Source organism: Corynebacterium nasorum, assembly GCF_032821635.1.
In the GTDB taxonomy this organism is placed as follows: domain Bacteria; phylum Actinomycetota; class Actinomycetes; order Mycobacteriales; family Mycobacteriaceae; genus Corynebacterium; species Corynebacterium kefirresidentii.
This window is the reverse complement of the sequence record NZ_JAVBIE010000004.1, coordinates 113773-138519: the sequence shown is the minus strand read 5'-3', so window position 1 is coordinate 138519 and position 24747 is coordinate 113773. Positions and strand designations below refer to the sequence as shown.

The window sequence follows — 24747 nt, the reverse complement described above, 5'->3', positions numbered from 1 at the left end:
TGGGAAACCAGGCCATCTATTTAGTACACTGACCAAGTTGCTTCGTGGGCAAGAAAAGTGCCTTCGATATACAACGTGGAGACGTGGCAGAGCGGCCGAATGCACCGGTCTTGAAAACCGGCGAGGTTTATTCCTCCGCGGGTTCAAATCCCGCCGTCTCCGCCAACGTCATAATTTATGACTCGGCGATACCTCGGTAGCTTCTGGCTCACGCTAGGAGTTACCGTTTTCTCGTTTTACTTATGTGCGGCTATCCCGGGAGGCCTCACCCTGGATGGTGTTAACCCGAACTTGGTCATGGCGGGGCACCGGAAAACGGCTTGGGGTTAAAACCTGCTTCTTGTGGTGCTGCGGCATTTCATACCGGGGGATGATGTGCCTGGTGCGGCGCAGACTTAATCTTGGAAATGTACAGGGCAAGTGAGATGTGATTGTGGTCAAGCTCTGTAGCGAAGATAAAAATCACTCGGCGAAAGGACACTATGAGCACTTCGGAGTTTTACCTAGCAGCAGCGGAATCTACTAACCCTAACGATACGTGGTGGTTCCTCGGGTTCCTTCCCATCCTTTTGCTCGTCGCGTTCTGGATAGCGGCCATAATTTCTATCATTTTTTCTGGGTACACGCTTGCGGCGAAGGTGCTCTTTATCGTCGCTACCTTCACACTGCCCTTCTTAGGACCGCTGATCTGGTTCCTCTTTGTTCGCGGAAAAGAAGACAAGAATAGAAGGGTCTAGACGACTCGCCGGGGGCGTTAAGACGCTCCTTGTTGTTCCAACCACGCGTTAATACCGCCACGCAGGGAAACCACCTGTGAGTATCCGCGCTCGCGCAGAGCGTGGACGGCTTGGGCGGAGCGGATGCCGCTGGCGCAATATATAACGGCTACCTCGTCCCGTGCGATATCGGGGTTTTCACCGGCGAGGATGCGGTTGAGGGGAAGATGCGCTGAATTAGGAATGGTGGACCGGGCGCGCTCGGGGTCAGTGCGGACATCGATAAGCATGGCGTGATCAGGGATCTCGCGGACCTCGGGGGCATCGTCCGGCTGGGTAGGCTCCGCCCCGGTGGAACGGATGGGGATATACTCCCACGTCCCAGAAAGGGCCTCGTAGTAGCCGAGCGTGCCCATAAGCGGGGTGCCGACGCCGGTAATGATTTTTAAGGCTTCCAAGGCCATCGCGGATCCCACCACGCCGACGATCGGCCCCAGAACGCCGGCCTGGGAGCACGAAGGAACCTCGCCTGGGGCAGGGGCAGTGGGAAAGACATCCTCGTACACGGGGCCCTTGCCCGACCAAAAGACGCTCATTTGCGCATCGAATCCCAAGATAGAGGCCCAAATGTGCGGAATGCCCAAGCTATGGGCGGCCCAAGAGCACAGGTAGCGGGCGTCGAAATTATCCGTGCCATCGAGGAGCACGTCGCAGCCGCGCAATTGCTCGAGGGCGGTGGCCGTTTCGAGGCGACCATGGCAGGTGATGTCCACCTCCGGATTGAGCGCGCGGAGAGCGGCCGCGGCAGAATCCGTCTTCGGCGTGCCGATGGCCGCGGTGGTGTGGATGACTTGGCGGTGAAGGTTGGAAGGGGAGACCACGTCGTCGTCGAAAAGCGAAATGTGGCCTACGCCCGCACCGGCCAGGTAGAGCAAGGCGGGGGAGCCTAGGCCGCCGGCGCCGATAACCGCTACGTGGGCTTGAGCGAGCTTGCGCTGTCCCTCCTCGCCCCAGAGCGCTTCTTGGCGGGCATAGCGGATGCTCATTCCAGACCCACCCAGTTAGTGGAGCCATCGCCGTGGCTTTGTTCCTTCCAGATAGGCACTTCTGCCTTGACGCGATCGGCGCATTCTTCGGCCGCGCGGAAGGCATCGCCGCGGTGCGCGGCGGCCGCAACTACGGCAAAGGCCAGGTCGCCGACCTGAAGATCCCCCGTGCGGTGAGCGGCCCAGAGGCGCACCGGATGGCTGGAGGAGACGGCGTCGGTGATGTCCTGCAGCTTCTCTGGCGCGGAAGGGTGGGCGCTATAGGAAAGAAGGGTGACATTCGGCCGTCCGCCATCATGATCGCGGACGACGCCTTCAAAGGTGACAACGGCACCCATGGCGGCCGTGGCGGTCTCTTCCTTGGCAGCGGCAAGGTGGGATTCAAGGGGCTGATCGCTCAAAAGCGTGCCAATGGTGCAGCCGGTCTGTTCGGCCACATAGGAGGGATCAGTGCTCATGTACTCCTTCTAACATATCGACGATCGGAACAATTAATTTATCCAAAACCGCACAGCCGTCTTTTACCCCGCCGGTGGAACCAGGCAGCGTCATAGCAAAGGTGGAGTCATTAACACCGGCAATCGCGCGGGAAGCCACCGCGGTGGGCACGCTTTCCAAGCCTTTCTGCCAGAAGGCCACTGCGATGCCAGGCAGCTCGCGGGTGATATGCGGCGCGACAGCCTCTACCGTCTTGTCGTCTTGGGTCAGACCGGTGCCACCAGAGGTTAGGATGACCGAGGGTTCTTCGGCGAAGGCGGCAGCAACGGTGGCGGCAATATCGGCATCGGGGACGATGCGTGCAGCGGGGCAGTCAAAGCCCTTGCGTCGCAGGAAATCTACCGCGATGGGGCCGGATCGGTCCTCGTAGATACCCGCGGCGGCGCGAGTAGAGGCGACGATGACGATGGCGGTGCGTTGCGGACTCATAGTGGGTAAACCTCGACTTCTTGGCCTTCCGCAAGGCGTTGGCCGGCAGGGATGCGGATGAGATGGGTGGCATCGGCCGCTTGGGCGAGCAGATGGGAGCTAGCGCCACCGAGGATATGGGCGTGGGAATCGACGCGCCCGCGGCGAAATTGGTCCTTGCATGGGAGGCCTTCAATGCCTGCCGCGAGCGGAACGCGGAATGGCTCCGGAGCCCAGCCCAGTGCCGGGGCCACGAAGAGGCGGAAACTTACCAACGTGGAAATGGGATTTCCCGGCAGACAGATCACCGGCGTGCCGTGGAAAGCAGCGATACCCTGTGGCCCGCCAGGCTGCTGATCCACATGACCAAACCAGCCATCGAGCACTTGGCGTACTACTTCAAACTTCCCAGCAGAGATTCCGCCCGAGGTAATGATGGCGTCTGGGTGATGCTGCGCAATGGCTTCTGTCAAAGCGTGGGTTAAGGCCTGCGGGTCATCATCGGTGGTGATATAGCCCGCGACGTCGATGCCGGCGCGGTGGGCCAATGCCGTCAATAACGGCGCATTGGCGTCAGGGATGGCGGCGCTACCACTGCCAATCTCTGCTCCGCCGGTGCAAATCAGGATGCGGGCGGGGCGGTAGACCTCCACCTCGGCGATGCCTTGGGAAGCAAGAGCGGCTAAGCGGACCGGTGTGAGCTTATCGCCTTGGGCCGCCAGGAGGGCGCCTTCTTCTAAGTCCGAGCCGGCGCGGCGTATAAATTGTTCCGGCTGGGTCTCCGGCACGGTGACACGGTCACCAGGGGCGAGGAATTTTTGTGGTTCGCAGTGCTCAATGGGCACGATGGCTGCAGTTCCTTCCGGCACCTTGGCGCCGGTCATGATGGGGCAGGCCGCGTTGAGTGAGCCGTGGAGCACTTGGGCGGGCTCTGTACCGGCGGCGATGGTGGGGCCTACCTGGTAAGTCTCGGCCGCACACTGGGGGAGGGCGTAGCCATCCATTTGTGAATTATCAAAGCGCGGGGAAGGGAAATCAGCGCGGATATCCGCAGCTAAGACCATTTCCTGTGCCTGATTGAGGGCCACGGTGGTTACGTGACGTACGGGCAGGGCCGCGGCGACTTCACGCGCGTGGGCTTCAGGTGTGCGCATGACGGCTAGTTTACCCACGGTCTCGACACGGCAGGGGTGCGTAGGCATAGTAGAAGGCATGTTGACCGTTCACTATTTCGCTGCCGCACGCGCCGCCGCGGGGGTGGCTTCTGAGCAGGTAGACGCCCCCGCTACCTTGGGTGATTTGGTAGTGCAGCTGGGCAGGGACCATACCGGCACCACTGCGGCCGGCATGAGCCTGAAAGAAGTGCTGGGGCGCTGTAGCTTTCTTATCGACGGCGCTGGGAACACCGCCATGGATTCCCCCCTGGCCGGCGTGACCCGCGTGGACGTCCTGCCGCCTTTTGCGGGCGGCTAATCGCGCTGGCGCAGCGGACTGGTAAAGAAATTAATGACGCTGCTGACAATGGAAAGCACGATGGCGCCGATAATCGCGGCGCCCCAAGAGTCGATGACAAGGTGGCCAATCCCGAGGTCAAGCGTATTGAGCGCCCACTCCACGATGATGAGCGCTGCGCCGTTTATGACGAGGGAGAAAAGCCCGAGTGTCAGGCAGGTCAGCGGTGCACCGAGGATGCGCAGCACCGGCGTGACTACGGCATTAATGATGATGAATACGATGGCAATGGCGATGAAATTTCCGGTTTCGGCCGGAGTGATGGAGATTCCGGGAATGACAGTGACCACGGCCCACAGCGCCACCGCAATGGCAAAGACATTCAGGGCGAAGTTAATAAGCGATCGCATTTAGCCTCCTACGGTTGCATTCCATGCCTTAAGCAAAGTGTCGGTTTCTTCCTCGGTAGTAACGGTAATACGAATTCCCTCGCTAAAGGCGCGAACGAGCACGCCGCGTTCGGCGAGGCGGGCGGCTATCTCCTGCGGAGTGCCAAGACTGGCAAGATTCTGAGCCGGCAGCCACACGTGATTCGCCTCGGAATGCGGCACGCCCCAGTCCTGTAGGGCTGCTTCTAAGCGCTCGCGCTGGACGACGGTCTCCTCGGTACGCTCCCGCAGCGAATCCTGCGCCGCCAGTGCCGCGCGGGCGCCAACCTGGGCTACGGTGCTGGCGGAGAAGGGGATAGCCACCTTATTGAGGGCTTCAATGATATTTTCCGGGCCGAAGGCATAACCGATGCGCACGCCGGCTAGCCCATAAGCCTTAGAGAAGGTGCGCAGGCACACCAGGTTGGGATAGGTACCCACCAGCTCCGTGCCCAGCGGGGTGTCGGTGGCGCGGTTGTATTCGATATAGGCCTCGTCGAGGGCTACGAGGACGTCGGCAGGCACGGCATCCATGAATGCGGCGAACTCGGCCTTGGTAATCGTGGTACCCGATGGGTTATTGGGATTGCACACGAAGATGAGCCTGGTTTTATCCGTGATTTTCTTCGCCATGGCAGGAAGGTCCACGCGCTGGTCTGTACTGAGCGGAACCGGGATAGGGTGGGCTCCCACCACTTGGGCAAAGATGGGGTAGGCCTCGAAGGAGCGCCATGGGAAGAGGATTTCTTCGCCAGGGGTGGCGGCAATTTCTACCAGCTGTTGGCACAATGCGGAGGAGCCGGTGCCCACCGCTACCTGCTGCTGATCCACGCCCAGGTGCGCGGATAGGTCCTCGCGCAGTGCGGTGGCCGCAATATCCGGGTAGCGATTAGCCTGTGCGGCTGCCTCCGCCATGGCCGCGGCCGCTTCTGGCAGGGGCGGGTGAGCCGCCTCGTTAGAGGAGAGCTTGAGTACGTCATCGTTGCGCGCACCAGCGACATAGGCAGGGATGGCTTTCAGATCGGGGCGAATCATGCCTACCACTGTAGGGCCTGCGCCTTTGTTGCGGGAGCGAAAGCAGGGGGCTAGTTTGGCAGCGGCGGGGCAGGCAGGTATTCTCAAACGAGGTTCCTTGTGAACCGTGGAGATGTGCCAGAGCGGCCGAATGGGGCTCCCTGCTAAGGAGTTGACCCTTCTGGGGTCCGGAGGTTCGAATCCTCTCATCTCCGCCATCTAATCCCGAGCGCGCACGCTCGGGATTTTTTAATTCGCGTTTTCTATTCTCGTCGGCTCCGTAAAGCGGAGAAATCTGCTATTTGCGCTGGTACTTGGCGCAGCGGCGGAAGAGCGTGAGCATGCCAACGCCGAAGATGAAGCTTCCGGTAAAAGCCGCAGCGCGCAGGGAAGTGACCTCGTGGAAGAGGGCAGGCACCATGAGAATGGCGATAACAGAGCTAATGACTCCTAGGACGAGGAAAGTAATCGTCACGATAGGTCCCGGTGTGGATTGCTGCGGCATGGAGGTCAGTCCTTTCATCACTCAAATCTGATGAAAATAACTCTAGGTTGCCCTCCCAGGAGCTGCAATAGGAAATTCTTAAGGGATCAAGCAGGGCCTTAGGATTCTAGGGCAGGAAAGACCTCGTCGCGCAGCAGGTGGGCGAGCTCGCGATTTGGGTTGGTGGGGTCTACCCATGCGACTTCCGCAATCTCTGCGGCTGCGCGGGTAAGGATTGGGCGCGGATAGGTAAAGATGTGGCCGCGCACGGTTTCGCCGGGCTCGTTGGCGGCCGGCGCGTCGAAGGTGCCGAGCGGGGAAAGCTCCGGGAGGCGGACCTCCACACCGATTTCCTCTGCGACCTCGCGGGCTGCGGCCTGTGCGGGGGTTTCGCCAGCCTCAAGCTTGCCGCCAGGTAACTGGAACTTGGTGGACGAATCTTTGCGCACGGTGAGGACATGGCCAAAGGAATTTCGGAAAACTACGGCGGCAACTTCAATCATGGGCCCGACTATAACTCGCCGCGACGGCTTAATTCAGAATGCCGGGTGCCCACTCGCGCTCCACTTGGGCAAGCGCTGCTTCTATTTGTTGCTCTTTCAAGCCGATATTGGGAGTGCCTGTGGATACCGGGTCACCGGCGAGCACGGCAAGTAGTGTCCAGCCATTATTAACGCTGGGGCTCACACGCAGATCGTCGGGGTTTTCCGCAATGGCAGTGCCATCTGACCTCATCAATTCAGGCGGATAGTCGACAGCTTTCACGGTTGCGAGCTCTGGTAGTACTTCCGTGGAGCCATCAGGAAAGAACACCATGATGCGCGCCTGGTGGAAGTAATAGTGGTCATCGCCTACAGGGTTCTTTTCTTCCTTGGTATCAAAGTGGTAGAAGTTTCCCACCAGTACGGGATAAAACTCGAGCCAGTTATTGGCCCACGCTGTGCGGAGCAGAGTGCGCTCATTGTGGGTCGAGGCCAGCCAGCGAACGGGCTTGGAAATGCCGAATGCGATGATGGGCAGGCTGATGAGCAAGGCGATGCGGAAATCGAGTCCCGTAAGAGCAAAGGGGAAGAGTCCGAGAATTACGATGCTACCCATATGGAAGAGCTGGAAGAGGAAGTCGAATTTCGTATGGTTCTTGGAGGGGCAAGGGCCGTTATTAATAACGGCCTCGCGCAAGCCGGTGGCATCGGGGCGGGTATTTGGGGTGCTAACGCGCTTGATGTTCTCTTTGCTGAAAAACTCGTCCTCGTTCGGGGAGGATGGCACGTAGTTGCACAAGCGCAGGTTCATAGGGGATGGATGCTCCTTTGCTCAGGGGGCTGGCCTGTGCCTATGAGGCTACGGAAAGGCGAAGCGTTGCGTGGGCTTGTCGCGACGCAAGAGACAAATGAATATAAAGTGGTGCCCATGAGTGACTCGAGGTTTCCCCGTTCGGTGTTTGCAGTTGGCGCCGACCCTGATCCGCGTTTCACGCTCGCTAATGAGCGCACGTTCCTGGCGTGGATTCGCACTTCCCTGGCGTTGATTGCTGGCGGAGTAGCACTTGAGGCCTTTGACGTTCCGCTGCCAGGCACCCTGCGTGCCGCGGTATCGGTCTTCATGCTGATAGTCGCCATAATCTTGCCCGTGGTGGCGTGGGGGCATTGGAAGCAATCAGAGCGCGCAATGCGAGAGAATCGATCGCTACCATTTAGTTTCGGCCTTCCGGTCCTTGTTGCTGTAATCGTGGTGGTGGCTGGTGCGCTTTTGGTAGGCGAGTTCCTTGTCTAACCAGCCCTTTGATCCTGGTCTGCAACCAGAGCGCACGCGCCTGTCTTGGCAGCGCACCCTTTTGGCGCTTTCCTTAGTGTTGCTAGGCGTGATGCGGGCGGTGAGTGTGCACGTCTTCTTGCCGCTCGTCCTCCTTGCCGCCGGGGTGCTGGCGCTGGTCTTGGCGGTGTGGCAACGTGCCTCGCTTGTCGACGTCGCCCTGTCTTCCCAGGCTCCCCTTCCGCATGCAATCATTTTGGCCAGTACCGCCGGTCTGGTGTCTTTGCTGGCAGCCTTCGCCCTGTGGGGTCTATTCCTGTAGTCATCCCGGTGTCGTCATTGAGGTGGCTTCTGGGCGTCGTCATGCGGCCAGGGAGGATCTCTGGCGGATTTTCTGGGCAAATGACGTAGTCTAAGAAGGCTGAAGTCAATAACCTGGGGCTGGAAAGGCGGGTAGGCCATGGCGGAGACCACCGAGCGGGCTAGCGATATTGTCGAGGCATGGCTCAAACAAGAAGACGCCATTGACCCCACCAAGGCCCCGCGCCTCCAGGAACTCCTGGAGAGGGTGCCCCTGCAGGAACTCATCGCCGTCGTCGAGCGGCAAAATGCCGTCCGGTCGGCCTTGGCCCTGCGCTTGCTGCCGCGCCAGAAATCAATCGTCGTCTTTGATGCCCTCGATGCAAAGCATCAGGCCGATATCATCGATGAGCTGGGCAATGCTGATGTCTATGAGTTCTTCGACGAGCTTGACCCGGAAGACCGCGTGGCTTTGCTGGATGAGCTGCCCGCGGAGATTGCGGACCGGCTGCTGCGCTCACTGACTCAATCCAAGCGCGATGTCACAGGCGTGGTGTTGGGCTATGTCAAGGGTTCGGTGGGGCGCCGAATGTCACCCGAGGTGCCTGGAATCCACCCGGACATGAGCGTTAGGGACGCGCTGTTTAAACTGCGGGAGACCGCACATGAGCTGGAAACTATCTACACCGTGCCCATTACCCGCGAGGATAGGCGTCTTGTGGGGGTGGTGAGCCTGCGCGAAATCTTCACCGCTGATGCCGCGCTGACCATGGCCGATATTATGCACGACCCCATTTTTGCCCGTGCTAGTGCTGATGCGGAAGAAACCGCGCGTTGGTTCCTCCCATTGGACATTCTTGCGCTGCCAATCGTGGATGATTCGCACCGCTTGGTTGGTCTGCTGACGTGGGACGATGCTACGGACATTGTGGAGGAAGAAGATAGCGAGGACTCCGCTCGTGCTGGCGGTACCGAGGCCCTTCAACAGCCGTACCTATCCACGCCTTTGCTCAAGCTGGTGCGCTCGCGCATCGTATGGCTGCTCGTGCTGGCAGTTTCTGCGCTGTTGACTGTGCAAGTATTGGACTCCTTTGAAGGCACGCTGGCCAAGGCCGTGGTTCTCTCACTATTTATCCCGCTGCTGACCGGCACCGGTGGCAATACCGGCAATCAGGCTGCCACCACTGTGACTCGTGCTTTGGCGCTGGGCGATGTCCGCACCCGCGACCTCGTTGCCGTTTTGTGGCGCGAGCTACGCGTCGGCATGTTGTTAGGCGCCGTGCTCGGCTTGGCGGGACTGGGCCTGGCTACGCTGGTCTATGGCATGAGCATCGGCTTGGTCATCGGTTCGACGCTGTTTTTGATTTGCTCGATTTCTGCGACCGTAGGCGGGCTGATGCCCATCGTGGCTAAGACCATCGGTGCCGATCCGGCGGTCTTTTCTAACCCGTTTATCTCTACCTTCTGTGATGCTACGGGCCTCATTATTTACTTCCTCATTGCTAAGACCGTCCTGGGCATTTAACCCATCCTTCATCGATCGGGGGTGGAGGAGTGGTGGAACCATTTCTGGTTTTAGGCAGGTGTGGTGTGTGCTATTCGGGGGTGCGGGGGTGGTTTATTGTGACGGGATATGGTTTCTGCGTCACATGTTTTGTATGGTCAGTGCATGCTTCGCAGTGAATTAGATAACTTTCTATTTGCTGTCTAGGCCAGCTAATAACCTGGGAAGTACGGAGCATATCCCTCAGCACAGTCCTCTCTTAGTGAAGGAGCGCGCGGTATGACCACCCCGCATACTCACGAATCCACCGCCCACACCGAAGGTGACGAAGCCCCTAAAGTCCCACGCGGCGAATGGCGCCGGCAGTTTATTGGCCTCTTCGCGGGCTTGGCATTGGCGGTACTTGTCTTCTTTATTTTCCCCTCCAATGCCATTGAGACAGTCCAAGGCTCCTCTGGCGCAGATCCGGAAGCCGAGTACACGCTTGGTGCCATCCGCGCTGTTGCAGCGGTGACGATCCTTATGGGCGTGTGGTGGATGACTGAAGCTATTCCGCTCGCTGCCACCGCGCTGCTTCCGTTGGTTATTTTCCCTCTAGCTGGCGTCGGATCAATCAAGGAAGTAGGCGCCCCGTATGCCTCCGCCACCATTTTCTTGTTCATGGGTGGCTTCCTCATCGCGCTGTCCCTGCAGCGCTGGAACCTGCACCGCCGCTTGGCCCTTTATGTGGTGAAGGTGATTGGTACCTCTCCCAAGCGCCTTATCTTGGGCTTTATGCTGGCCACCGGATTTTTGTCCATGTGGGTTTCTAATACGGCTACGGCCGTGGTCATGTTGCCTATTGGTACCTCGGTGCTCGCGCTGACCGCAGAGACCGTAGGTGGCTGGGAGAAGCAAAAGAAATTTGCCACGGCCCTCATGCTGGGCATTGCCTATTCCGCGTCCATTGGTTCGCTGGGTACGCTCATTGGCACCCCGCCGAATGCCTTCCTGAACGCGTATATGGCCGATACCTGGGGCGTTACCCTTGGCTTTGGTCGATGGATGGCGGTCGGTGTGCCGCTCGCCGTGATCTTCCTGCTGATTGCTTGGGCACTACTTATCACCATTTTCAAGCCAGAGATGAAGGATATTCCGGGCGGCCGTGAGCTTATCGACGATGAGATTAAGGCCCTCGGCCCTTGGACCCGCCCTCAGATTATGACCGGCATCATCTTTGTTCTGGCCGCCGCAGCGTGGGTAATCCTGCCGCTGGTGCTTAAGGAATTTGAGAACTATGACGATGCCATCGTGGGTATCGCTGCCGGCATCGTGCTCTTTATTCTTCCGGCGGATAATCAGCGTCGCACTCGACTGCTCGACTGGAAGACTGCCAATGAGATGCCGTGGGACGTTCTCTTGCTCTTCGGCGGCGGCCTGTCGCTGTCCTCGGTCTTTAATTCTTCCGGACTGTCCCTGTGGATTGGTGAGATGGCTAAGGGACTGAGCGTCCTCCCAGTTGTCCTTATCGTCGCCGCCGTAGCCGCACTGGTGCTCTTCCTGACTGAGATCACCTCTAATACCGCAACGGCTGCCACCTTCATTCCAATCATGGGCGGCGTTGCCGTGGGGGTTGGCCTGACCGCGGAGGGAGATATCAACGTTCTTCTGCTCACCATCCCAGTGGCGCTCGCGGCAACCTGTGCATTTATGCTCCCCGTGGCTACCCCGCCGAACGCCATTGCCTATGGTTCTGGCTACGTCAAGATTGGCGAGATGATCAAGGGCGGTCTCGGACTCAATATCATCGGCATCTTCCTCATTACCCTTACGGTGTATCTACTGGCAGTGCCTATCTTCGGCCTCTCAATCTAGGCGACATAGCCATTCCCTAATGAAAAACGTTATCATTAGGGAATGGCTACACCCGTTACCGTGCTGTCCGGATTTTTGGGCAGCGGAAAAACCACGCTTTTAAACCACCTGCTTGCTAACCGCGAGGGGCGCAAGCTGGCCGTCATTGTCAATGACTTCTCCGAGGTCAATATTGACGCCGCCCTCGTTGCCGGCGAGGGCCACCTTGAGCGCGGCGAGGATCGCTTTGTCGAGCTATCCAATGGCTGCATCTGCTGCACCTTGCGCGAGGATCTCATCGAATCCGTGGGCAAACTCGCCCGCTCCGGCCGCTTCGATCAGATTGTCATCGAATCCACTGGCATTTCCGAACCCATGCCCGTTGCGGCCACCTTTGAGTGGGAGTTTGAGGATGGCACGACGCTTGCCGAAGCCGCGTCTATCGACACCATGGTTTCCCTCGTTGACGCCTCGACCTTCCTGACGCACTTACGCCGCGGCAAGAGTCTCGCGTCCCAGAACATCGAAGCCACGCCTGGCGACGACCGCACCGTGGCTGACCTCCTAGTGGACCAAGTTGAGTTTGCTGACCTTATCCTCATCACCAAGACTGATTTGGTTGATGCTGCCGAAACCGAACGGGTCATCGCTACCGTGCGCGCCATGAACCCCCGTGCCCGCGTCGTGATTGTTACCAACGGTGTCATCGACCCGCGACTCGTCCTCGATGCCCACTTGTATGACACAGCTACCGCTGCCGCCTATCACGGCTACGCCGAAGAACTGGCCAACCCACATACTCCCGAGACCGAGGAATATGGCATCTCCTCGGTGGTCTTTCGCGCGGATCGGCCCTTTAATCGCGAGCGCTTACTTGCCGCCCTGCGGGCCAGTACCGGTCTGGTGCGTTCCAAGGGTTATTGCTGGATCGATACCGATCTGCGCGTCGCGCACGCCTGGCAGCAAGCCGGCCCGAACCTCCAGATCATGCCCGCGTCCCTCTGGGCGGCCAATGGCGTGACCCCTGGCGCTGAAATTGTTCTCATCGGCATTGACTTCGATCACGAGGCCACCCTGCAAGCTTTCCGGGACGCCCTGCTTTCCGACGCCGAAGTTGCCGCCCTCATTCCTTCCTAAAGCCTTCCTTCTTCTCGTGGGTAAACACCAAGTGAACTGGGGATTTGGTAGTTTCCCAGACCGTGGGTATAGTTATTTCTCGTTGCACAGCAGAGCACACGCACTGCTTACCAACGGTCTGCGCCCGTAGCTCAACGGATAGAGCATCTGACTACGGATCAGAAGGTTGGGGGTTCGAATCCCTCCGGGCGCACAAAATGAGCCGCCTTCGGGCGGCTTTTCTTGTATCTAATCTATTTCGCAGGTGCCCGTCTATGAAGTCTTCCTCATTGCTGCCGGGGCTCATTGCTGGCATTGTCCTTGGCCTCGCACTATGGCTCGGTTCTGGGAGCCTGTGGCTCCTTCTGGGCGGAGTTGTGCTTAGTCTAATATGCGCCCCGCTTCTCAAGCTTGCTGCTGATCCCTTTCGGTCGCGCAAATATCGCGATGATAACTTCCGCGATTAGGCGGATTTTCACTGCCGCAATAAGTCATATGTAACCCCTTTATAAAATGCAGGACACGTATAAAACATTCACAGCAACCTCCCAGACAGACTTAGTAGAAAAAGAAAGTCTTTATTAATAAGGGGACTGCGGCAACGCGCTCCCCTCTGTCTTGAAGGAGAACGCCCGGTGTCCGCATCTTCGCGCATCGTTGGGCTTGATATAGCCCGCTCACTTGCCATTATTGGCATGGTAGTCCTGCACATGGCCTCCCTCGTGTGGCATACCAAAGTCATTCTCAACGGCCTGCCCGCCGCGCTTTTTGCCATTTTGGCGGGCATCACATTGATGATCATTGCCCGCAATTTCACGGTGACGACGCTTCTGCGCATCCTCGCCCGAGGCTGCATAATTACACTCATCGGCCTTGCTCTACTGCCCCTTGGAGGAGAGATTCAGGTCGTCCTAGTAGTAATTGGCATCACCATGATGTTGCTGTGCTGGGTTCCCCCGTTGCACTGGGCCTGGAAGCTAATCCTTTTCGCTGCGGCCACCGTAGCCGCGACCGTGAAATACGCTCCGCTGACCCTACCGCAGGTCTACCCACTGCTGGCCTATATCGCTTATTTCTTCGCCGGCATGCTGCTCTATGAAATCTATATTCGCAAGCAACGCGCAGCTGCGCAGTGGGCTTCCACTGCTATAGCCGGCATCGTTGCCGCTATCGGTTTTTACTTCCGCTTTACTACGGACATTCCTGTCTGGCTACGTTTTACCGGCCACACCGGTGTCGTGGGTGAGATCGTGCTGTCCATTGCCGTCGCTGCAGTCGTCCTACATCTCTGCCTGCTTGCTGGTCGAGCTGCGTCCAAGCTGGTCTATCCCTTTGCTGCGCTGGGTGCGATGTCGCTGAGCATCTACATCTTGCACGTGCTCACCGCCTACTACTGGCAAAGCCACATCGCCCTGCACAACACCGCCTGGGCCTGTGCCTTCATTGCCCTCTTCCTCGTTATCGCAACCCTGTGGCGCCGCCTGATAGGGAAGGGGCCGGCCGAATGGGCCGTCGCCAAAGCCATTGCCATCGCCGTTCCTGCCGGAAAGAAGGACTAATCATGCAGCACAAAATTTTCCCCGCCTTGCTCGCCGCCAGCATCGTGGCACTGACTGCCGCCCCAGCCACTGCACTCGAACACGGTGATCCAGCAACGGACTCCCCGGAGGCCCGCACCGTCGCCCAACTCAAGATAGGACGCGTGGGTAGTTTCGGTGATTGTACCGGTACTCTCGTGGCCGCCCAATGGGTGCTCTCCGCACGTCACTGCCTCGAGTCCGTGAATAACACGGGCACCCAGGCCCGCATCAACGGAACCACCTACGACACTGATTCCTGGGCACTGTCCCCGCTTTCCGACGCCGCCCTTCTCCACCTCACCGCCCCTGTCACCGATACAAAGCCCGCAGAGATTTCCACCCAAGTTCCGGAACCGGGCAAACGCGGCACACTCTACGGCTGGAGCAGTAGTTCTTCTATGGCGCGCCGCGGTCAGCTGCCCCAAGCGGAAATGGAAGTAGCCGAGCTCCTCGGCGGTAGCCCCGCCGGACCTACTGCCGCGGACGCTGCCGCGAGCGCCGGTGAGGATGCCGATGTCGGAGAAAGCGTTCCCGCGGCCGAGGCTATGCCGGGGCTTAAAGCACCGGAGGGTACAGAAAGCGTGCCAGCCGGCGAGGCGATGCCGGGTGGGGCGCCCGATGGCCCGATGCCGCTTATCGAAAGCGCCATCCTTGATGTTCACTCCACCGGCCGAGCCGGTATGCAAGGCGGCGACTCCGGTGGCCCCTTCTTTGTCGACGGTAAACTCGCCGGACTCGCCACGGCGGGCACCGCGAACGGGGACCCAGACCTGCCTTGACCTAGCGCGGCTATTACCACGCTGGCCGGCACCAAGGACTGGATCGAGGGAGTGGTAAGCGGACGCGATAAGGAAGCGATTCTCACCGCGGAAACCACTCCCGAACCGCCGAAAACCCCGCAGACCAGCGCCGACCACGCTTGGCTTTATGCCGAAATAGCAGTGCTAGGTCTTATTGCCGCCGCGGTAGTATCCCGCATTCCCGGCCTACGGGGGCGCAAGCACTAGAAAATCTCGATGCGCCCGCCCAGGGACTCGGATTGGCGCAGCTGCGCTACCCACTTCGGACCGCCTGGGTGCAGGCGCAGCACCGGGCGGGAAGAAATCTTGACCGGGGAAACCGATTCCTTGCGCGCGCCAGAACGGGCATCGATACGGGTGCGGGCGCGATAACCGGCGTCGGAAAGCTCGGCGATGGAAGGCTCGGGGGAGTCGAGCTTCTCGCGGGCGTCGCGAAGCAGATCCAAGGCCTCGTCCAAAGCCTCCACCAACGCCGGGGCATTGGTTTCGCACATCTGCTGCACTAGCTCTGGGTGCGTACCGGCCACGCGCGTGGCGTCCTTGAAGGAACCGGCAGACAGGGACTGCGCCAAGATTCCGCCGTTATCGCCCACCACGGCGAGAATTTCGGCGAAGACATGCGGCAGGTGGGAAATGCGCGCCACCGCAGCATCGTGGTTAGCTACGCGAATAGGAACCGCCTCCGCGTGCACCATCTGCGTCATGCGTACAACCTCGGTAAAGGTCTCAATCCACTGCTTAGGAATCTTTTCCCCACGCGCCTCGCACTCTGCGGCATAGTCATAAGTAATGCCCCACGCCGCACGGCGGAAGAGGTCCCGCTGGGAGTTATCCCAACCGGACTTGGAGGTGCCCGCCATCGGGTGGCCACCCACGTAGCGCGATTCCATGCCGCGTTCGAGGACCTGCTGGCGTACCGCGGTCTTCACGGAAACCACATCTGTAATGCCGCAGCTAGGCGCGTGCTCCTGGATGGCATCGAGGACCTCGCCCACTGCGGTCATGGGAACAGCAATCACAATGAGCGCGTTTTCCGCTTCCGCGCGGGTCAAAATAGCGGGAAGATCATCGGTGACGTCAAAGCCCTGCTTTACTGCAGTGCGGGCGCCAGAAGTGGAGTGGTTATATCCAAAAACGGGGTGTTTATATCCGGCTAGATCGCGCAGCAGAGAGCCGCCGATGAGGCCGAGGCCAATAATGCAGATAGGGCGTTGAACATCTTGAGAACTCACGGTGACAATTGTGGCACAACACGACTAATCTCACGAGGTATGAGCAACGAAAATTACTCCTTCGCGGTAACCGTCGCCCGCACTGCGGGCCAGTGGCTGGTGCGCAGCTTCAACGATGACTTCGAGGATCCGCAGACCTCCATTAATGCGGTGCGCAGCCTGCGCTCTGAGGGCGCTGCGTTCGCGCTGCTGTGTGTGGAGGATGCCTATTTCATTGCCGTGCGCCCCGTGCCGGGCGGGGTGAAGATGCTCATTTCGGATGCCACCTATGGCGTTGATGATGACTTTGCGGCCGATTTCATGGATATCAACGACCATGAAATCCCGGATGTGGACCCTGAAGAGGCCGACCCTTATGGTGAGGGCGATTTCGATATCTTCGCCGATCTCGGCCTATCCGAGGATCAGGTGGGCTACATCATCGACAATGACGAAGACTGGCCTTCTGATATGTTGCTGCGCATCGCCGGCGAGCTCGGCTTCGGCGATGAACTGGAAGACATCATTGATAACGCCTGAGCCCCTCCAGCGCGCAGAGGCCCGCATGCGCCGCGCCCTGGACGTCGCCAAGTGCACCCCGGCAGGCGATGTACCGGTGGGTGCGGTGCTTTTTGACGCCACCGGAGCCGAACTCGCCACCGGAGTAAACCGCCGCGAGCAACGCGCCGATCCCACTGCCCACGCCGAGGTAGAGGCCATCCGCCAAGCAGTGCGCGTCTATGGAGACGGCTGGCGCCTTTCCGGCTGCGAACTTGTCGTCACCCTAGAGCCCTGCGCCATGTGCGCCGGTGCTTTGCAGGCTGCGCGCGTTTCTTCCGTAGTCTTCGGCGCTTTTGAACCCAAGACCGGCGCGTGCGGCTCGCTTATCGATGTCCTGCGTGCCCCCACCGCCCCCTTTGCCCCGCAGGTTCGCGGCGGCGTTCTGGAAGAGGAATGCGCGATGTTGCTCAGAAACTTCTTCGGCGACCTGCGCTGAAAGTGCGTACACTGGTGCTCATACATTATCCGTCTACTCAAAGGAGTGATTATGGGCGATTTGGAAAACAAGAAGGATGGCCTCGTAGGCAAGGCAAAGGAAGCCTACGGCGAAGCTACCGATAACAAGGACGTAGCTAACGAGGGCAAGGCCGACCAGGTCACCTCCGAGGCTAAGGACAAGCTGTCCGACGCTGCCGAGGGTATCAAGGACAAGGCTAACGAGGTTATCGGCGGCCTGAAGGACGACTAATCCTCATCCGTATTTCTGCATATCGCTGCGCTGGCACCCCGCTGGCGCAGCGATTTTGTCGCTCGGGCGCACTCCCGTAATCTGGAACGCGGTGGCGTGTCCGAGCGGCCGAAGGTGATCGCCTCGAAAGCGATTGTTGGGTAACCCCCAACCGCGGGTTCAAATCCCGCCGCCACCGCACCGAGATCCCGGTCTGTTTGCGCAGGCCGGGATTTTCTTTTTCCCGGCTAGGCCGCGGGGCACGGGGGGAGGGGCCCGGCTGGCCGCCAGCTGTGAAAACTGGGACGCAGGTGGCTTCGCGATAGGGGATTATAGGGTGCGGCCACTACACTAGGGCGAAGTTCACCCCGTCCCCCACGTGAATGCGAAGGTACATCTACCCGTGGCTACATTGCTTTATCGTCTTGGGCGCTGGTCTTTCCTCCATAAGTGGAAGGTCATCGTGGCATGGCTGCTGCTGCTCGCCGCCGTTGGCGGTGCCGCCGCCTTGCTGATGAAACCGATGACGAGCGAGTTCTCCATTAAGGGAACCCCGTCTATCGATGCCACCTATAAGACCATGGACCTCTTCCCAGAGGGCGGCAACCCTGCCAATTCACCCTCGGTCAACGTGGTCTTCAAGGCCCCAGATGGCCAGAAGCTTTCTGATCCAGCAAACCGCGAGGCCATCGACGCCACCATCTCCTACCTCGAGGACAACCTGAAGATGGGCGATACCACGCGCTTTGGCAACCCGCTTGAGGTCTCGCCCCGTCTGCAAGATCAGGTCATCCACCAATTCACGGATATGGGGCTGCCGGAAGCATCCGCCCGCGCTGACGCGGATAACCTCGCGATGGTCAATGACGATGAGACCATCGCGTATACCACCTTCAATTTTGACGCCGAGTCGCCTTATAGCGTGGAGCAAGCAGATAAAGACACCGTCACGGAGGCGATGAATATCGCCCGCGACCGCGGCCTTACCGTCGAAGGCAATGGCGCCGGCTTTGGCGATGAGATCGCGGTCAACTCCACCTCCGAGATCATCGGGCTGGGCGTCGCTTTCCTCGTGCTCATTTTTACCTTCGGCTCGCTGGTGGCCTCGGGGATGCCATTGGTTTCCGCCGTCATTGGCGTGGGACTCGGCGCGCTGGGCATGTTTATTGCCACCCACTGGATTGAGCTCAATAATATGACCCCGGTTCTGGCCATCATGATCGGCCTGGCTGTGGGCATCGACTATGCGCTGTTTATTCTTTCGCGCTACCGCGCCGAGCGCCGCCGCATGGATGGGCCCGATGCCGCAGGCATGGCGGTGGGTACGGCCGGCTCCTCCGTGGTCTTTGCCGGCGCGACGGTCTTTACCGCGCTCTTCGCGCTCATCATTGCGCGCATTGGCTTCCTCACAGCCATGGGCTTGGCCGCCGCCGGCACCGTCGCGATCGCCGTCTTGGTCTCGCTCACGCTCATCCCTGCGATGCTGGGCTTGCTGGGCGATAAGGCCTTCCATGGCCGAATCCCCGGCGTGGCCGGCAACCCGACCCGCAAGGGCAAGCGCCGCCGCGGGCCCACCATGGGCAACCGGTGGGTGCGTTTAGTCCAGAAGGTGCCCGGCCTGGCTATGGCGCTGGTCGTGCTCTCCTTGGGGGCTATGACCGCGCCGGTACTCCAGATGGAGCTTGCCCTTCCGGCCGATACCACGTCGAACCCCGATACCACCCAGCGCAAGGCCGCCGACATCATGTCCGAGGGCTTTGGCCCCGGCGTCAACGGTCCTTTCCTCGCCGTGGTCGATGCCCACACGGTCAACGCGGAATCCGGCGCCTTGGCCCCGCTTGTCGACGCCCAGTCCCAACCCGAACCAGCCCCAGCCCCCGCACCCGCTCCCGCGCCGGAGCAGGACGCGGCCGAGAATGCTGCCCCCGAAGAGGAGATGCCTGAGCAGCCGCTGGGGGACCAGCCCTCAGCCGAGCCGGAGATCGCCCCGGCCGCTGAGGTGGTAGACACCTCCGCAGAGGATAAGGCCGCGCTCGCGTCCTTCCTCTACACCGCGGACCAGCTCAAGGGCTTGGGCGGGGTGAAGCACGCGCAGATTGTCGGCCTGAGCCAGGACAAGCGCGCCGCACAGATAATGGTTACCCCTGAAACCGCGCCCACGGACGCCGCAACGGTGAACGTTGCGCACGCGCTGCGCTCGGCCACCGGCGAGATCGAGGACGCCACCGGTACCGACATCGGCCTGACCGGCCTGACGGCCGTGCAGCTCGATATCACCGAGCGCCTCGAGGAAGCCATGGTGCCGTACCTGGCCATCGTCGTGGGTCTGGCCATTGTGCTGCTGCTGTTGGTCTTCCGCTCCATCTTGGTGCCGCTGGTTGCGGGCTTGGGCTTCCTGTTGTCCGTCGGCGGCGCCTTCGGCCTGACCGTCCTGGTCTGGCAGGAAGGCCTGTGGAACCTGGTGCCCGCGCCGGGCCCGCTGATTTCCTTCATGCCCATCTTCCTCATCGGCGTGACCTTTGGCCTCGCGATGGACTACCAGGTCTTCCTGGTCACCCGCATGCGCGAGCACATTTCTCGCCACCCGGAGGGCACCGGCGGGCGTTATAGCGCCGTCGACGAGGCCACCATCACCGGCTTTACCCAAGGCGCCCGCGTGGTAACGGCCGCAGCCATCATTATGATTTCGGTCTTCGTGGCGTTTATTAACCAGCCGCTGCCATTTATCCAGATCTTCGGCTTTGCCTTGGCCGCCGGCGTGCTTTTCGACGCCTTCTTTATCCGCATGACCCTCGTCCCCGCCACCATGTTCCTTATGGGCCGCGCGACGTGGTGGATGCCAAAGTGGCTGGCCAAGATTCTGCCCACCCTGGACATCGAAGGCACCGCCCTGGAAGAAGAATGGGAAGCTAAACACGCCACCCCAGCCCCTATCCCTGCAGACAAGGAAGAAGAATAGAAATGGACTTGAGCTTCGACATCGGCAAGCGCCTGCCCGAAGGTCCCGGCAAGCACGGCCGCAGCGGTGTCATCCGCACCCCACACGGCGATATTCAGACCCCGGCCTTCATCCCGGTGGCCACTAAAGCCACGGTAAAGACCCTGACTCCGGAGCAGATTCGCTCCACCGGCGCGCAAGCCATTTTGTCGAATGCGTACCACCTTTACCTGCAGCCAGGCCACGACATTGTGGACGAGGCCGGCGGCGTGGCGGAGTTTGAAAACTGGCACGGCCCGACCTATACCGACTCCGGCGGCTTCCAGGTGATGTCGCTGGGCGTAGGTTTCAAGAAGGTCCTTGCGATGGATATCGCGGAACTTAGCGATAAGGACATCCGCGCGGCAAAGAAAGAGCGCATGGCGCAGGTGGACGAGGACGGCGTGGATTTCAAATCCGTTATCGACGGCTCCAAGCACCGTTTCACCCCCGAGAAGTCCATGCAGATCCAACACGGGCTGGGGGCAGACATCATGTTCGCCTTCGACGAGCTGACCACGCTCGTTGATACGCGTACCTACCAGGAAGAATCCGTCGCGCGCACGCACCGCTGGGCTAAGCGCTGCCTGGATGAGCACGACCGCCTCACTCGCGAGCGCACCCATCGGCCGAAGCAGTCCCTGTGGGGCGTCGTTCAGGGCGCGCAGTATGAGGACCTGCGCCGCCAGGCCACCCGCGGCCTGCTCGACCTCGATCGCACCGCCCGCGAGGAAGGCAAGCGCGGCTTTGGCGGTTTTGGCATCGGCGGCGCGCTAGAGAAGGAAAACCTGGGCACCATCGTTGGCTGGGTCTGCGATGAGCTACCCGAGGACAAGCCGCGCCACTTGCTCGGCATCTCCGAGCCGGATGATATTTTCACCGCAGTCGAGGCCGGTGCCGACACCTTCGACTGCGTGGCGCCGACCCGCTTGGCGCGCCGCGGCGGCGTCTACACCCTCGACGGCCGCATGAACCTCACCAATGCGCGCTTTAAGCGCGATTTCGCTGGCGTCGACGAGGAATTCGGCGGCTACGTATCCGAGAACTATTCCCGCGCCTACCTGCACCACCTGCTCAAGGCGAAGGAATTCCTTGCGGGTACGCTGTGCACCATCCACAACGTGGAGTTCATGATTCGCCTGGTGGATAATATCCGCGCCGCCATCGACGGCGGCTACTACGAGGCCTACCGCGATGAATTCCTCGGCCGCTACTACGCCGGCAAGTAGTCCTCGCGCTTTTTAACCCACGAGATAACCATGGCCGTCACCGGCAGCATGACGGCCTCCATCAGGGTCTTCCACACGAATCCCACGATGACGTAGTTAATAAACCTGCCCACGGTGTCCACGCCGATTACCGGCGCGGCGATGGCGCAAAACAGCAGCGTATCGCCGAACTCGCCCACCACGGTAGAGGCGATAAGGCGCGCGAAAAGCCCCTTTTCGCCCGAGCGCTTCTTCATCGCAGTCAGCGTCCAGGCATTGAGTAGCTGGCCCACGAGATAGCCGGCTAGCGAGGCGGACAGAATCTGCGGCATCAGGCCAAGCGTGGCCGCGAAGGCCTCCTGGCCCTCATAGAAATCGGCCGCCGGCAGCCAAATGGCGATATAGAAGCACACGGCCGCCAAGATGGCCATCGCGAATCCGATGTAGACCGCGCGCCGGGTGGATTTAAAGCCATAGCACTCGGAGAGCACGTCGCCGACGATATAGGCCAGCGGGAATAGAAAGAAGGCACCGTCGGTCACCAGCGGGCCGAGCTGGACGCCCTTGGTGGCGTTGATATTGGAAATCAGGAAGGTCACCACAAACACGGTGACCAGCCAAGGGTAGAGAGTAGAGCGGACGGGAATGAAGTGCACTTCAGCGCCGTTCGTTTTTTCCATACCCGCCATTGTGCCAGTCCGTAGACTGTGGGCATGAATTCTGCGACCACCGGCGCCGGCCGCTATGCGCCGAGCCCCTCTGGCGATCTGCATTTTGGCAACCTCCGCACGGCGCTTCTGGCGTGGCTTTTTGCCCGCTCGACGGGGCGGCGCTTTGTGGTGCGCGTGGAGGACATCGATAAGCAGCGCTCTTCCCAGGAATCGGCCGAGCGCCAGCTGGCGGACCTACGCGCGCTCGGACTGGATTGGGACGGTGAGGTCATCTACCAGCACGATCGCGACGCTGCCTATGAGCAAGCCTTGGCCCAGCTGCCCACCTACGAGTGCTATTGCTCGCGTAAGGACATCCGCGAAGCCTCCCGGGCCCCGCACGCTATTCCCGGCCAGTACCCGGGGACCTGCCGCAACCTCACCGACGACCAGCGGGCGGCCAAGCGCGCCGAGCTTGCTGCCCAGAATCGCCAGCCTGCCCTGCGCCTGCTTGCCGACGTCCCCACATTCACCATCCACGACGCCCTCCACGGAACCTATACCGGCGACGTCGATGACTTCATCCTGCGCCGCGGCGGCCAGGACACCGGTTGGGCGTATAACTTGGCCGTCGTCGTCGACGATGCCTTCCAGGGCATCGACCAGGTGGTCCGCGGCGATGACTTGCTCTCCTCGGCGCCGCGCCAGGCCTACCTCGCCTCGCTGCTCGGTATCGAGCCGCCGGAATATATCCACGTCCCGCTCGTGCTCAATGAATCTGGCGAACGTCTGGCCAAGCGCGATGGTGTGGTGACCATGCGGGAAATGGGGGACGTCGTCAAGCAGCTGGCGGCCTCGCTGGGGTACGAAGCTCACAGTGCCGCAGAGCTGCTCGCGCAATTCGCGCCCGACCGCTTAAGCCCTGATCCCTATATCTGGCGCGGGTAAAATCTGGGACCATGGACGTTCTTCTGGTGCTCATTGGGCTCATGCTGCTGACCGTGTTCGTCGTCGCCATCGGTGACAAGATTGGGCTGCCGTGGCCGGCGTTGCTGACGATCATTACCGCTTGCGCCGTCTTCGTGCCGGGGCTGCCCAGGTTTGAGCCGCCCACCGAGCTCATCCTGCCGATTTTCCTGCCGCCGCTGCTGTGGGCGCTGGCCCGGCGCACCTCGTGGGGCGTTATCCGCGAACAATGGGTGACCATCCTGAGCCTTTCCGTGCTGTTGGTTGTCGCCACCACGCTGGCCGTCGGTGCCACGGCCTACGCCTTCTTACCCGGCATTAGCCTGGCCGCCGCCATCCTCATCGGTGCGGCCATCGCCCCACCGGACCCCGTCGCAGTCGATGCCGTGGCCGAGCCCGCCGGCATCCCGCGGCGTATTATCACCACCTTGCAGACCGAAGGCCTATTTAACGATGCCGCCTCTATCGTCGCCTTCAATCTTGCCTTGACGGCCGTAACCCAAGGCGATGATCTCTCCTTCGGCGGCGGCGTGCTGAACTTCTTCTACTCCGCATTCGTCGCGGGCGGCCTGGGGTGGATCGTCGGCCGGCTGGTGGCGCTGTTTATCACCCACGTCCACGACGTCACCGCGCGCAACGCGCTGACCTGGGTGACGCCATTTGCCGTCTACCTCATCGCGGAGGAACTCGGTGCCTCCGGCGTTATCGCCGTGGTCATCGCGGCCGTAGAACTTAATTCCCGGGCCGATATCCAGGCCGAGGACCGCCTATCCGGTCAGTCCTTCTGGGAGACCATCGAACTGCTCTTTACCGGCGTGGCCTTCGGACTCATTGGCCTGACGGTCAATACCGCCATCGGCGAAGTGGGCTCGGACCTGTGGCATTCGGTGGTCGTGGGCGTCATCTTGTCCCTCGTGGCCTTTGTTGTCCGTTTGGTGTGGATGTATGCCTACTACCGCATCAACGTCTCCCGCGGCCGCCCGCGCGTGGCGCCGCTGCGCCTGCAAGAGGTACTGCTGATGACGTGGTCCGGCATGCGTGGACTTGTCACTTTGGCGCTGGTTTTGTCCATCCCGGCGGGCGTGTTTAGTTTCCACCATGAGCTCGCCGTCATCGCGTTGACGGTCTTGCTGGCCACGATGGTGGTGCCCGGCCTGCTCTTGCCGTGGTTGATGGAGCGACTCGACCTCACGGAAGCCTCCCAGATTGCCAGCGATAAGATGCGCGCTGCCGTGGTTGGCCGTGCGCGTGCGGCCAGCATCGAGGCACTGTCGAACTTCCGGCCGGATGGGCATATAGCGCCCGACGCCGAAAAGGTGGATCCGGAAATTTCCGCCAACGTTATCCAATGGCTGGAAGACCGGATTGGTGATGGCGAGGATGTTTCCGAAGACTCCCGCAAGCAACGCGCCTGGCAGTTCCGCCACGTGGCTCTGGAGGCCCGCCGGACCGCTCTGACGGCGGCACAGGAGGAGCTGCTGCGCATGCGCGGCTATCGCGCCTATAACCCGGCCATCGTGGACGAGGTGCTGGAAGAAATCGACCGCATGGTCCTGGGCACCAAGCGCCACTAGGC

General features: G+C 60.6%; 27 protein-coding genes, 4 tRNA genes and 1 pseudogene. 21 read left to right on the top strand and 11 right to left on the bottom strand.

Annotation, left to right across the window (positions count from 1 at the left end):
• Nucleotides 1-77: 77 nt before the first annotated feature.
• Nucleotides 78-165 (top strand) — tRNA-Ser (locus RAE07_RS05135).
• Between the two features lie 317 nt (nt 166-482).
• The gene (locus tag RAE07_RS05130; protein WP_317001444.1) at nt 483-737 is read left to right on the top strand and encodes a PLDc N-terminal domain-containing protein; all 255 of its coding nucleotides are present in this window, start codon (nt 483-485) and stop codon (nt 735-737) included.
• 17 nt (nt 738-754) lie between these two features.
• On the opposite strand, the gene RAE07_RS05125 is transcribed toward RAE07_RS05130, so the two are convergent.
• The 4 genes from RAE07_RS05125 to RAE07_RS05110 are packed head-to-tail and all read right to left on the bottom strand — an operon-like array spanning nt 755 to nt 3822.
• Nucleotides 755-1762, bottom strand: a complete 1008-nt coding sequence (locus RAE07_RS05125; protein ID WP_317001442.1) for a ThiF family adenylyltransferase — start codon at nt 1760-1762, stop codon at nt 755-757.
• Nucleotides 1759-2220: a molybdenum cofactor biosynthesis protein MoaE gene (locus tag RAE07_RS05120; protein ID WP_023020357.1), complete on the bottom strand. Its 462-nt coding sequence runs from the start codon at nt 2218-2220 to the stop codon at nt 1759-1761. The genes RAE07_RS05125 and RAE07_RS05120 overlap by 4 nt, the downstream gene beginning before the upstream one ends.
• Nucleotides 2210-2689: a MogA/MoaB family molybdenum cofactor biosynthesis protein gene (locus RAE07_RS05115; RefSeq protein ID WP_023020358.1), complete on the bottom strand. Its 480-nt coding sequence runs from the start codon at nt 2687-2689 to the stop codon at nt 2210-2212. Before RAE07_RS05115 ends, RAE07_RS05120 begins: the two co-directional genes overlap by 11 nt.
• On the bottom strand, nt 2686-3822 hold the full coding sequence (locus RAE07_RS05110) for a molybdopterin molybdotransferase MoeA (RefSeq protein ID WP_200288393.1): 1137 nt from the start codon (nt 3820-3822) through the stop codon (nt 2686-2688). Before RAE07_RS05110 ends, RAE07_RS05115 begins: the two co-directional genes overlap by 4 nt.
• A gap of 58 nt (nt 3823-3880) precedes the next feature.
• Between RAE07_RS05110 and RAE07_RS05105 the strand changes: the two genes are divergently transcribed.
• Complete coding sequence (locus RAE07_RS05105) at nt 3881-4141, top strand: MoaD/ThiS family protein (protein ID WP_200288392.1); 261 nt, start codon at nt 3881-3883, stop codon at nt 4139-4141.
• Here RAE07_RS05105 and RAE07_RS05100 read toward each other — a convergent pair.
• Together RAE07_RS05100 and hisC are read right to left on the bottom strand one after the other, a co-directional pair.
• Nucleotides 4138-4530 carry a phage holin family protein gene (locus RAE07_RS05100; RefSeq protein ID WP_023020361.1) on the bottom strand — a complete coding sequence of 131 codons (393 nt, stop codon included), beginning with the start codon at nt 4528-4530 and terminating at the stop codon, nt 4138-4140. The two genes, RAE07_RS05105 and RAE07_RS05100, sit on opposite strands and share 4 nt — an antisense overlap.
• Entirely contained in the window at nt 4531-5583 is a 1053-nt protein-coding gene (gene hisC / locus RAE07_RS05095) for a histidinol-phosphate transaminase (protein WP_200288391.1), read from the bottom strand. It abuts the gene before it with no gap.
• Nucleotides 5584-5691: 108 nt separating this feature from the next.
• On the opposite strand from hisC, the gene RAE07_RS05090 reads away from it, so the two are divergent.
• Nucleotides 5692-5780: transfer RNA gene (locus RAE07_RS05090), tRNA-Ser, on the top strand.
• 80 nt (nt 5781-5860) lie between these two features.
• On the opposite strand, the gene RAE07_RS05085 is transcribed toward RAE07_RS05090, so the two are convergent.
• The 3 genes from RAE07_RS05085 to RAE07_RS05075 all read right to left on the bottom strand — a co-directional run bounded on the left by RAE07_RS05085 (nt 5861) and on the right by RAE07_RS05075 (nt 7339).
• Complete coding sequence (locus RAE07_RS05085) at nt 5861-6067, bottom strand: hypothetical protein (protein WP_023020362.1); 207 nt, start codon at nt 6065-6067, stop codon at nt 5861-5863.
• A gap of 98 nt (nt 6068-6165) precedes the next feature.
• On the bottom strand, nt 6166-6549 hold the full coding sequence (locus tag RAE07_RS05080; protein ID WP_200288389.1) for an NUDIX hydrolase: 384 nt from the start codon (nt 6547-6549) through the stop codon (nt 6166-6168).
• 28 nt (nt 6550-6577) lie between these two features.
• Nucleotides 6578-7339: a hypothetical protein gene (locus tag RAE07_RS05075; RefSeq protein ID WP_200288388.1), complete on the bottom strand. Its 762-nt coding sequence runs from the start codon at nt 7337-7339 to the stop codon at nt 6578-6580.
• A gap of 117 nt (nt 7340-7456) precedes the next feature.
• Here RAE07_RS05075 and RAE07_RS05070 point away from each other — a divergent pair, with 117 nt between their 5' ends.
• The 9 genes and pseudogenes from RAE07_RS05070 to RAE07_RS05030 all read left to right on the top strand — a co-directional run bounded on the left by RAE07_RS05070 (nt 7457) and on the right by RAE07_RS05030 (nt 15138).
• Nucleotides 7457-7819: a YidH family protein gene (locus RAE07_RS05070; protein ID WP_200288387.1), complete on the top strand. Its 363-nt coding sequence runs from the start codon at nt 7457-7459 to the stop codon at nt 7817-7819.
• A complete protein-coding gene (locus RAE07_RS05065; RefSeq protein ID WP_200288386.1) occupies nt 7812-8120 on the top strand; it encodes a DUF202 domain-containing protein in 309 nt (102 codons plus the stop codon). The genes RAE07_RS05070 and RAE07_RS05065 overlap by 8 nt, the downstream gene beginning before the upstream one ends.
• 138 nt (nt 8121-8258) lie before the next feature.
• Nucleotides 8259-9623 (top strand): magnesium transporter, encoded by a 1365-nt coding sequence (gene mgtE / locus RAE07_RS05060; protein WP_023020367.1) that lies wholly within the window; start codon nt 8259-8261, stop codon nt 9621-9623.
• A 258-nt stretch (nt 9624-9881) separates the two neighbouring features.
• Nucleotides 9882-11456 (top strand): SLC13 family permease, encoded by a 1575-nt coding sequence (locus tag RAE07_RS05055; RefSeq protein ID WP_200288385.1) that lies wholly within the window; start codon nt 9882-9884, stop codon nt 11454-11456.
• A 42-nt stretch (nt 11457-11498) separates the two neighbouring features.
• Complete coding sequence (locus RAE07_RS05050; protein ID WP_200288384.1) at nt 11499-12572, top strand: GTP-binding protein; 1074 nt, start codon at nt 11499-11501, stop codon at nt 12570-12572.
• Between the two features lie 120 nt (nt 12573-12692).
• Nucleotides 12693-12765: transfer RNA gene (locus RAE07_RS05045), tRNA-Arg, on the top strand.
• A 61-nt stretch (nt 12766-12826) separates the two neighbouring features.
• Entirely contained in the window at nt 12827-13018 is a 192-nt protein-coding gene (locus RAE07_RS05040; protein ID WP_200288383.1) for a hypothetical protein, read from the top strand.
• A gap of 168 nt (nt 13019-13186) precedes the next feature.
• Entirely contained in the window at nt 13187-14110 is a 924-nt protein-coding gene (locus RAE07_RS05035) for a DUF418 domain-containing protein (protein ID WP_200288382.1), read from the top strand.
• 2 nt (nt 14111-14112) lie between these two features.
• A pseudogene (locus tag RAE07_RS05030) lies at nt 14113-15138 on the top strand (trypsin-like serine protease).
• Here the strand turns inward: RAE07_RS05030 and RAE07_RS05025 are convergent.
• Nucleotides 15135-16163: a prephenate dehydrogenase gene (locus tag RAE07_RS05025; RefSeq protein ID WP_023020372.1), complete on the bottom strand. Its 1029-nt coding sequence runs from the start codon at nt 16161-16163 to the stop codon at nt 15135-15137. The pseudogene RAE07_RS05030 and the gene RAE07_RS05025 sit on opposite strands and share 4 nt — an antisense overlap.
• A gap of 39 nt (nt 16164-16202) precedes the next feature.
• On the opposite strand from RAE07_RS05025, the gene RAE07_RS05020 reads away from it, so the two are divergent.
• The 6 genes from RAE07_RS05020 (at nt 16203) to tgt (ending at nt 21576) form a co-directional block, all read left to right on the top strand.
• On the top strand, nt 16203-16682 hold the full coding sequence (locus RAE07_RS05020) for a tRNA adenosine deaminase-associated protein (RefSeq protein ID WP_239206280.1): 480 nt from the start codon (nt 16203-16205) through the stop codon (nt 16680-16682).
• A gap of 25 nt (nt 16683-16707) precedes the next feature.
• Nucleotides 16708-17139, top strand: coding sequence for a nucleoside deaminase (locus tag RAE07_RS05015; protein WP_200289076.1), 432 nt, complete (start codon nt 16708-16710; stop codon nt 17137-17139).
• Between the two features lie 51 nt (nt 17140-17190).
• On the top strand, nt 17191-17391 hold the full coding sequence (locus RAE07_RS05010) for a CsbD family protein (protein WP_005323174.1): 201 nt from the start codon (nt 17191-17193) through the stop codon (nt 17389-17391).
• 90 nt (nt 17392-17481) lie between these two features.
• A tRNA-Ser gene (locus tag RAE07_RS05005) sits at nt 17482-17569 on the top strand.
• 204 nt (nt 17570-17773) lie between these two features.
• Nucleotides 17774-20329, top strand: coding sequence for an MMPL family transporter (locus RAE07_RS05000; protein WP_239207825.1), 2556 nt, complete (start codon nt 17774-17776; stop codon nt 20327-20329).
• 2 nt (nt 20330-20331) lie between these two features.
• Nucleotides 20332-21576: a tRNA guanosine(34) transglycosylase Tgt gene (gene tgt / locus RAE07_RS04995; RefSeq protein WP_284799283.1), complete on the top strand. Its 1245-nt coding sequence runs from the start codon at nt 20332-20334 to the stop codon at nt 21574-21576.
• Here the strand turns inward: tgt and RAE07_RS04990 are convergent.
• Nucleotides 21561-22235 carry a queuosine precursor transporter gene (locus RAE07_RS04990; protein ID WP_524535619.1) on the bottom strand — a complete coding sequence of 225 codons (675 nt, stop codon included), beginning with the start codon at nt 22233-22235 and terminating at the stop codon, nt 21561-21563. The genes tgt and RAE07_RS04990 overlap by 16 nt on opposite strands.
• Nucleotides 22236-22268: 33 nt before the next feature.
• On the opposite strand from RAE07_RS04990, the gene gluQRS reads away from it, so the two are divergent.
• Complete coding sequence (gene gluQRS, locus RAE07_RS04985; protein WP_317001439.1) at nt 22269-23153, top strand: tRNA glutamyl-Q(34) synthetase GluQRS; 885 nt, start codon at nt 22269-22271, stop codon at nt 23151-23153.
• 11 nt (nt 23154-23164) lie between these two features.
• Nucleotides 23165-24745 (top strand): cation:proton antiporter, encoded by a 1581-nt coding sequence (locus tag RAE07_RS04980; protein WP_200288377.1) that lies wholly within the window; start codon nt 23165-23167, stop codon nt 24743-24745.
• Nucleotides 24746-24747 lie beyond the last annotated feature (2 nt).

What these genes read in the sequence shown, in the direction of transcription:
- gluQRS (WP_317001439.1), top strand. Translation starts at nt 22,269, where the DNA reads ATGAATTCTGCGACCACCGGCGCCGGCCGCTATGCGCCGAGCCCCTCT.
- RAE07_RS05120 (WP_023020357.1), bottom strand. Translation starts at nt 2,220, where the DNA reads ATGAGCACTGATCCCTCCTATGTGGCCGAACAGACCGGCTGCACCATT.
- hisC (WP_200288391.1), bottom strand. Translation starts at nt 5,583, where the DNA reads ATGATTCGCCCCGATCTGAAAGCCATCCCTGCCTATGTCGCTGGTGCG.
- RAE07_RS05015 (WP_200289076.1), top strand. Translation starts at nt 16,708, where the DNA reads ATGCGCCGCGCCCTGGACGTCGCCAAGTGCACCCCGGCAGGCGATGTA.
- RAE07_RS05085 (WP_023020362.1), bottom strand. Translation starts at nt 6,067, where the DNA reads ATGCCGCAGCAATCCACACCGGGACCTATCGTGACGATTACTTTCCTC.
- RAE07_RS05130 (WP_317001444.1), top strand. Translation starts at nt 483, where the DNA reads ATGAGCACTTCGGAGTTTTACCTAGCAGCAGCGGAATCTACTAACCCT.
- RAE07_RS05075 (WP_200288388.1), bottom strand. Translation starts at nt 7,339, where the DNA reads ATGAACCTGCGCTTGTGCAACTACGTGCCATCCTCCCCGAACGAGGAC.
- tgt (WP_284799283.1), top strand. Translation starts at nt 20,332, where the DNA reads ATGGACTTGAGCTTCGACATCGGCAAGCGCCTGCCCGAAGGTCCCGGC.
- RAE07_RS05050 (WP_200288384.1), top strand. Translation starts at nt 11,499, where the DNA reads ATGGCTACACCCGTTACCGTGCTGTCCGGATTTTTGGGCAGCGGAAAA.
- RAE07_RS05105 (WP_200288392.1), top strand. Translation starts at nt 3,881, where the DNA reads ATGTTGACCGTTCACTATTTCGCTGCCGCACGCGCCGCCGCGGGGGTG.
- RAE07_RS05110 (WP_200288393.1), bottom strand. Translation starts at nt 3,822, where the DNA reads ATGCGCACACCTGAAGCCCACGCGCGTGAAGTCGCCGCGGCCCTGCCC.
- RAE07_RS05115 (WP_023020358.1), bottom strand. Translation starts at nt 2,689, where the DNA reads ATGAGTCCGCAACGCACCGCCATCGTCATCGTCGCCTCTACTCGCGCC.
- RAE07_RS04990 (WP_524535619.1), bottom strand. Translation starts at nt 22,235, where the DNA reads ATGGAAAAAACGAACGGCGCTGAAGTGCACTTCATTCCCGTCCGCTCT.
- RAE07_RS05020 (WP_239206280.1), top strand. Translation starts at nt 16,203, where the DNA reads ATGAGCAACGAAAATTACTCCTTCGCGGTAACCGTCGCCCGCACTGCG.
- RAE07_RS05055 (WP_200288385.1), top strand. Translation starts at nt 9,882, where the DNA reads ATGACCACCCCGCATACTCACGAATCCACCGCCCACACCGAAGGTGAC.
- RAE07_RS04980 (WP_200288377.1), top strand. Translation starts at nt 23,165, where the DNA reads ATGGACGTTCTTCTGGTGCTCATTGGGCTCATGCTGCTGACCGTGTTC.
- mgtE (WP_023020367.1), top strand. Translation starts at nt 8,259, where the DNA reads ATGGCGGAGACCACCGAGCGGGCTAGCGATATTGTCGAGGCATGGCTC.
- RAE07_RS05070 (WP_200288387.1), top strand. Translation starts at nt 7,457, where the DNA reads ATGAGTGACTCGAGGTTTCCCCGTTCGGTGTTTGCAGTTGGCGCCGAC.
- RAE07_RS05100 (WP_023020361.1), bottom strand. Translation starts at nt 4,530, where the DNA reads ATGCGATCGCTTATTAACTTCGCCCTGAATGTCTTTGCCATTGCGGTG.
- RAE07_RS05080 (WP_200288389.1), bottom strand. Translation starts at nt 6,549, where the DNA reads ATGATTGAAGTTGCCGCCGTAGTTTTCCGAAATTCCTTTGGCCATGTC.
- RAE07_RS05010 (WP_005323174.1), top strand. Translation starts at nt 17,191, where the DNA reads ATGGGCGATTTGGAAAACAAGAAGGATGGCCTCGTAGGCAAGGCAAAG.
- RAE07_RS05040 (WP_200288383.1), top strand. Translation starts at nt 12,827, where the DNA reads ATGAAGTCTTCCTCATTGCTGCCGGGGCTCATTGCTGGCATTGTCCTT.
- RAE07_RS05125 (WP_317001442.1), bottom strand. Translation starts at nt 1,762, where the DNA reads ATGAGCATCCGCTATGCCCGCCAAGAAGCGCTCTGGGGCGAGGAGGGA.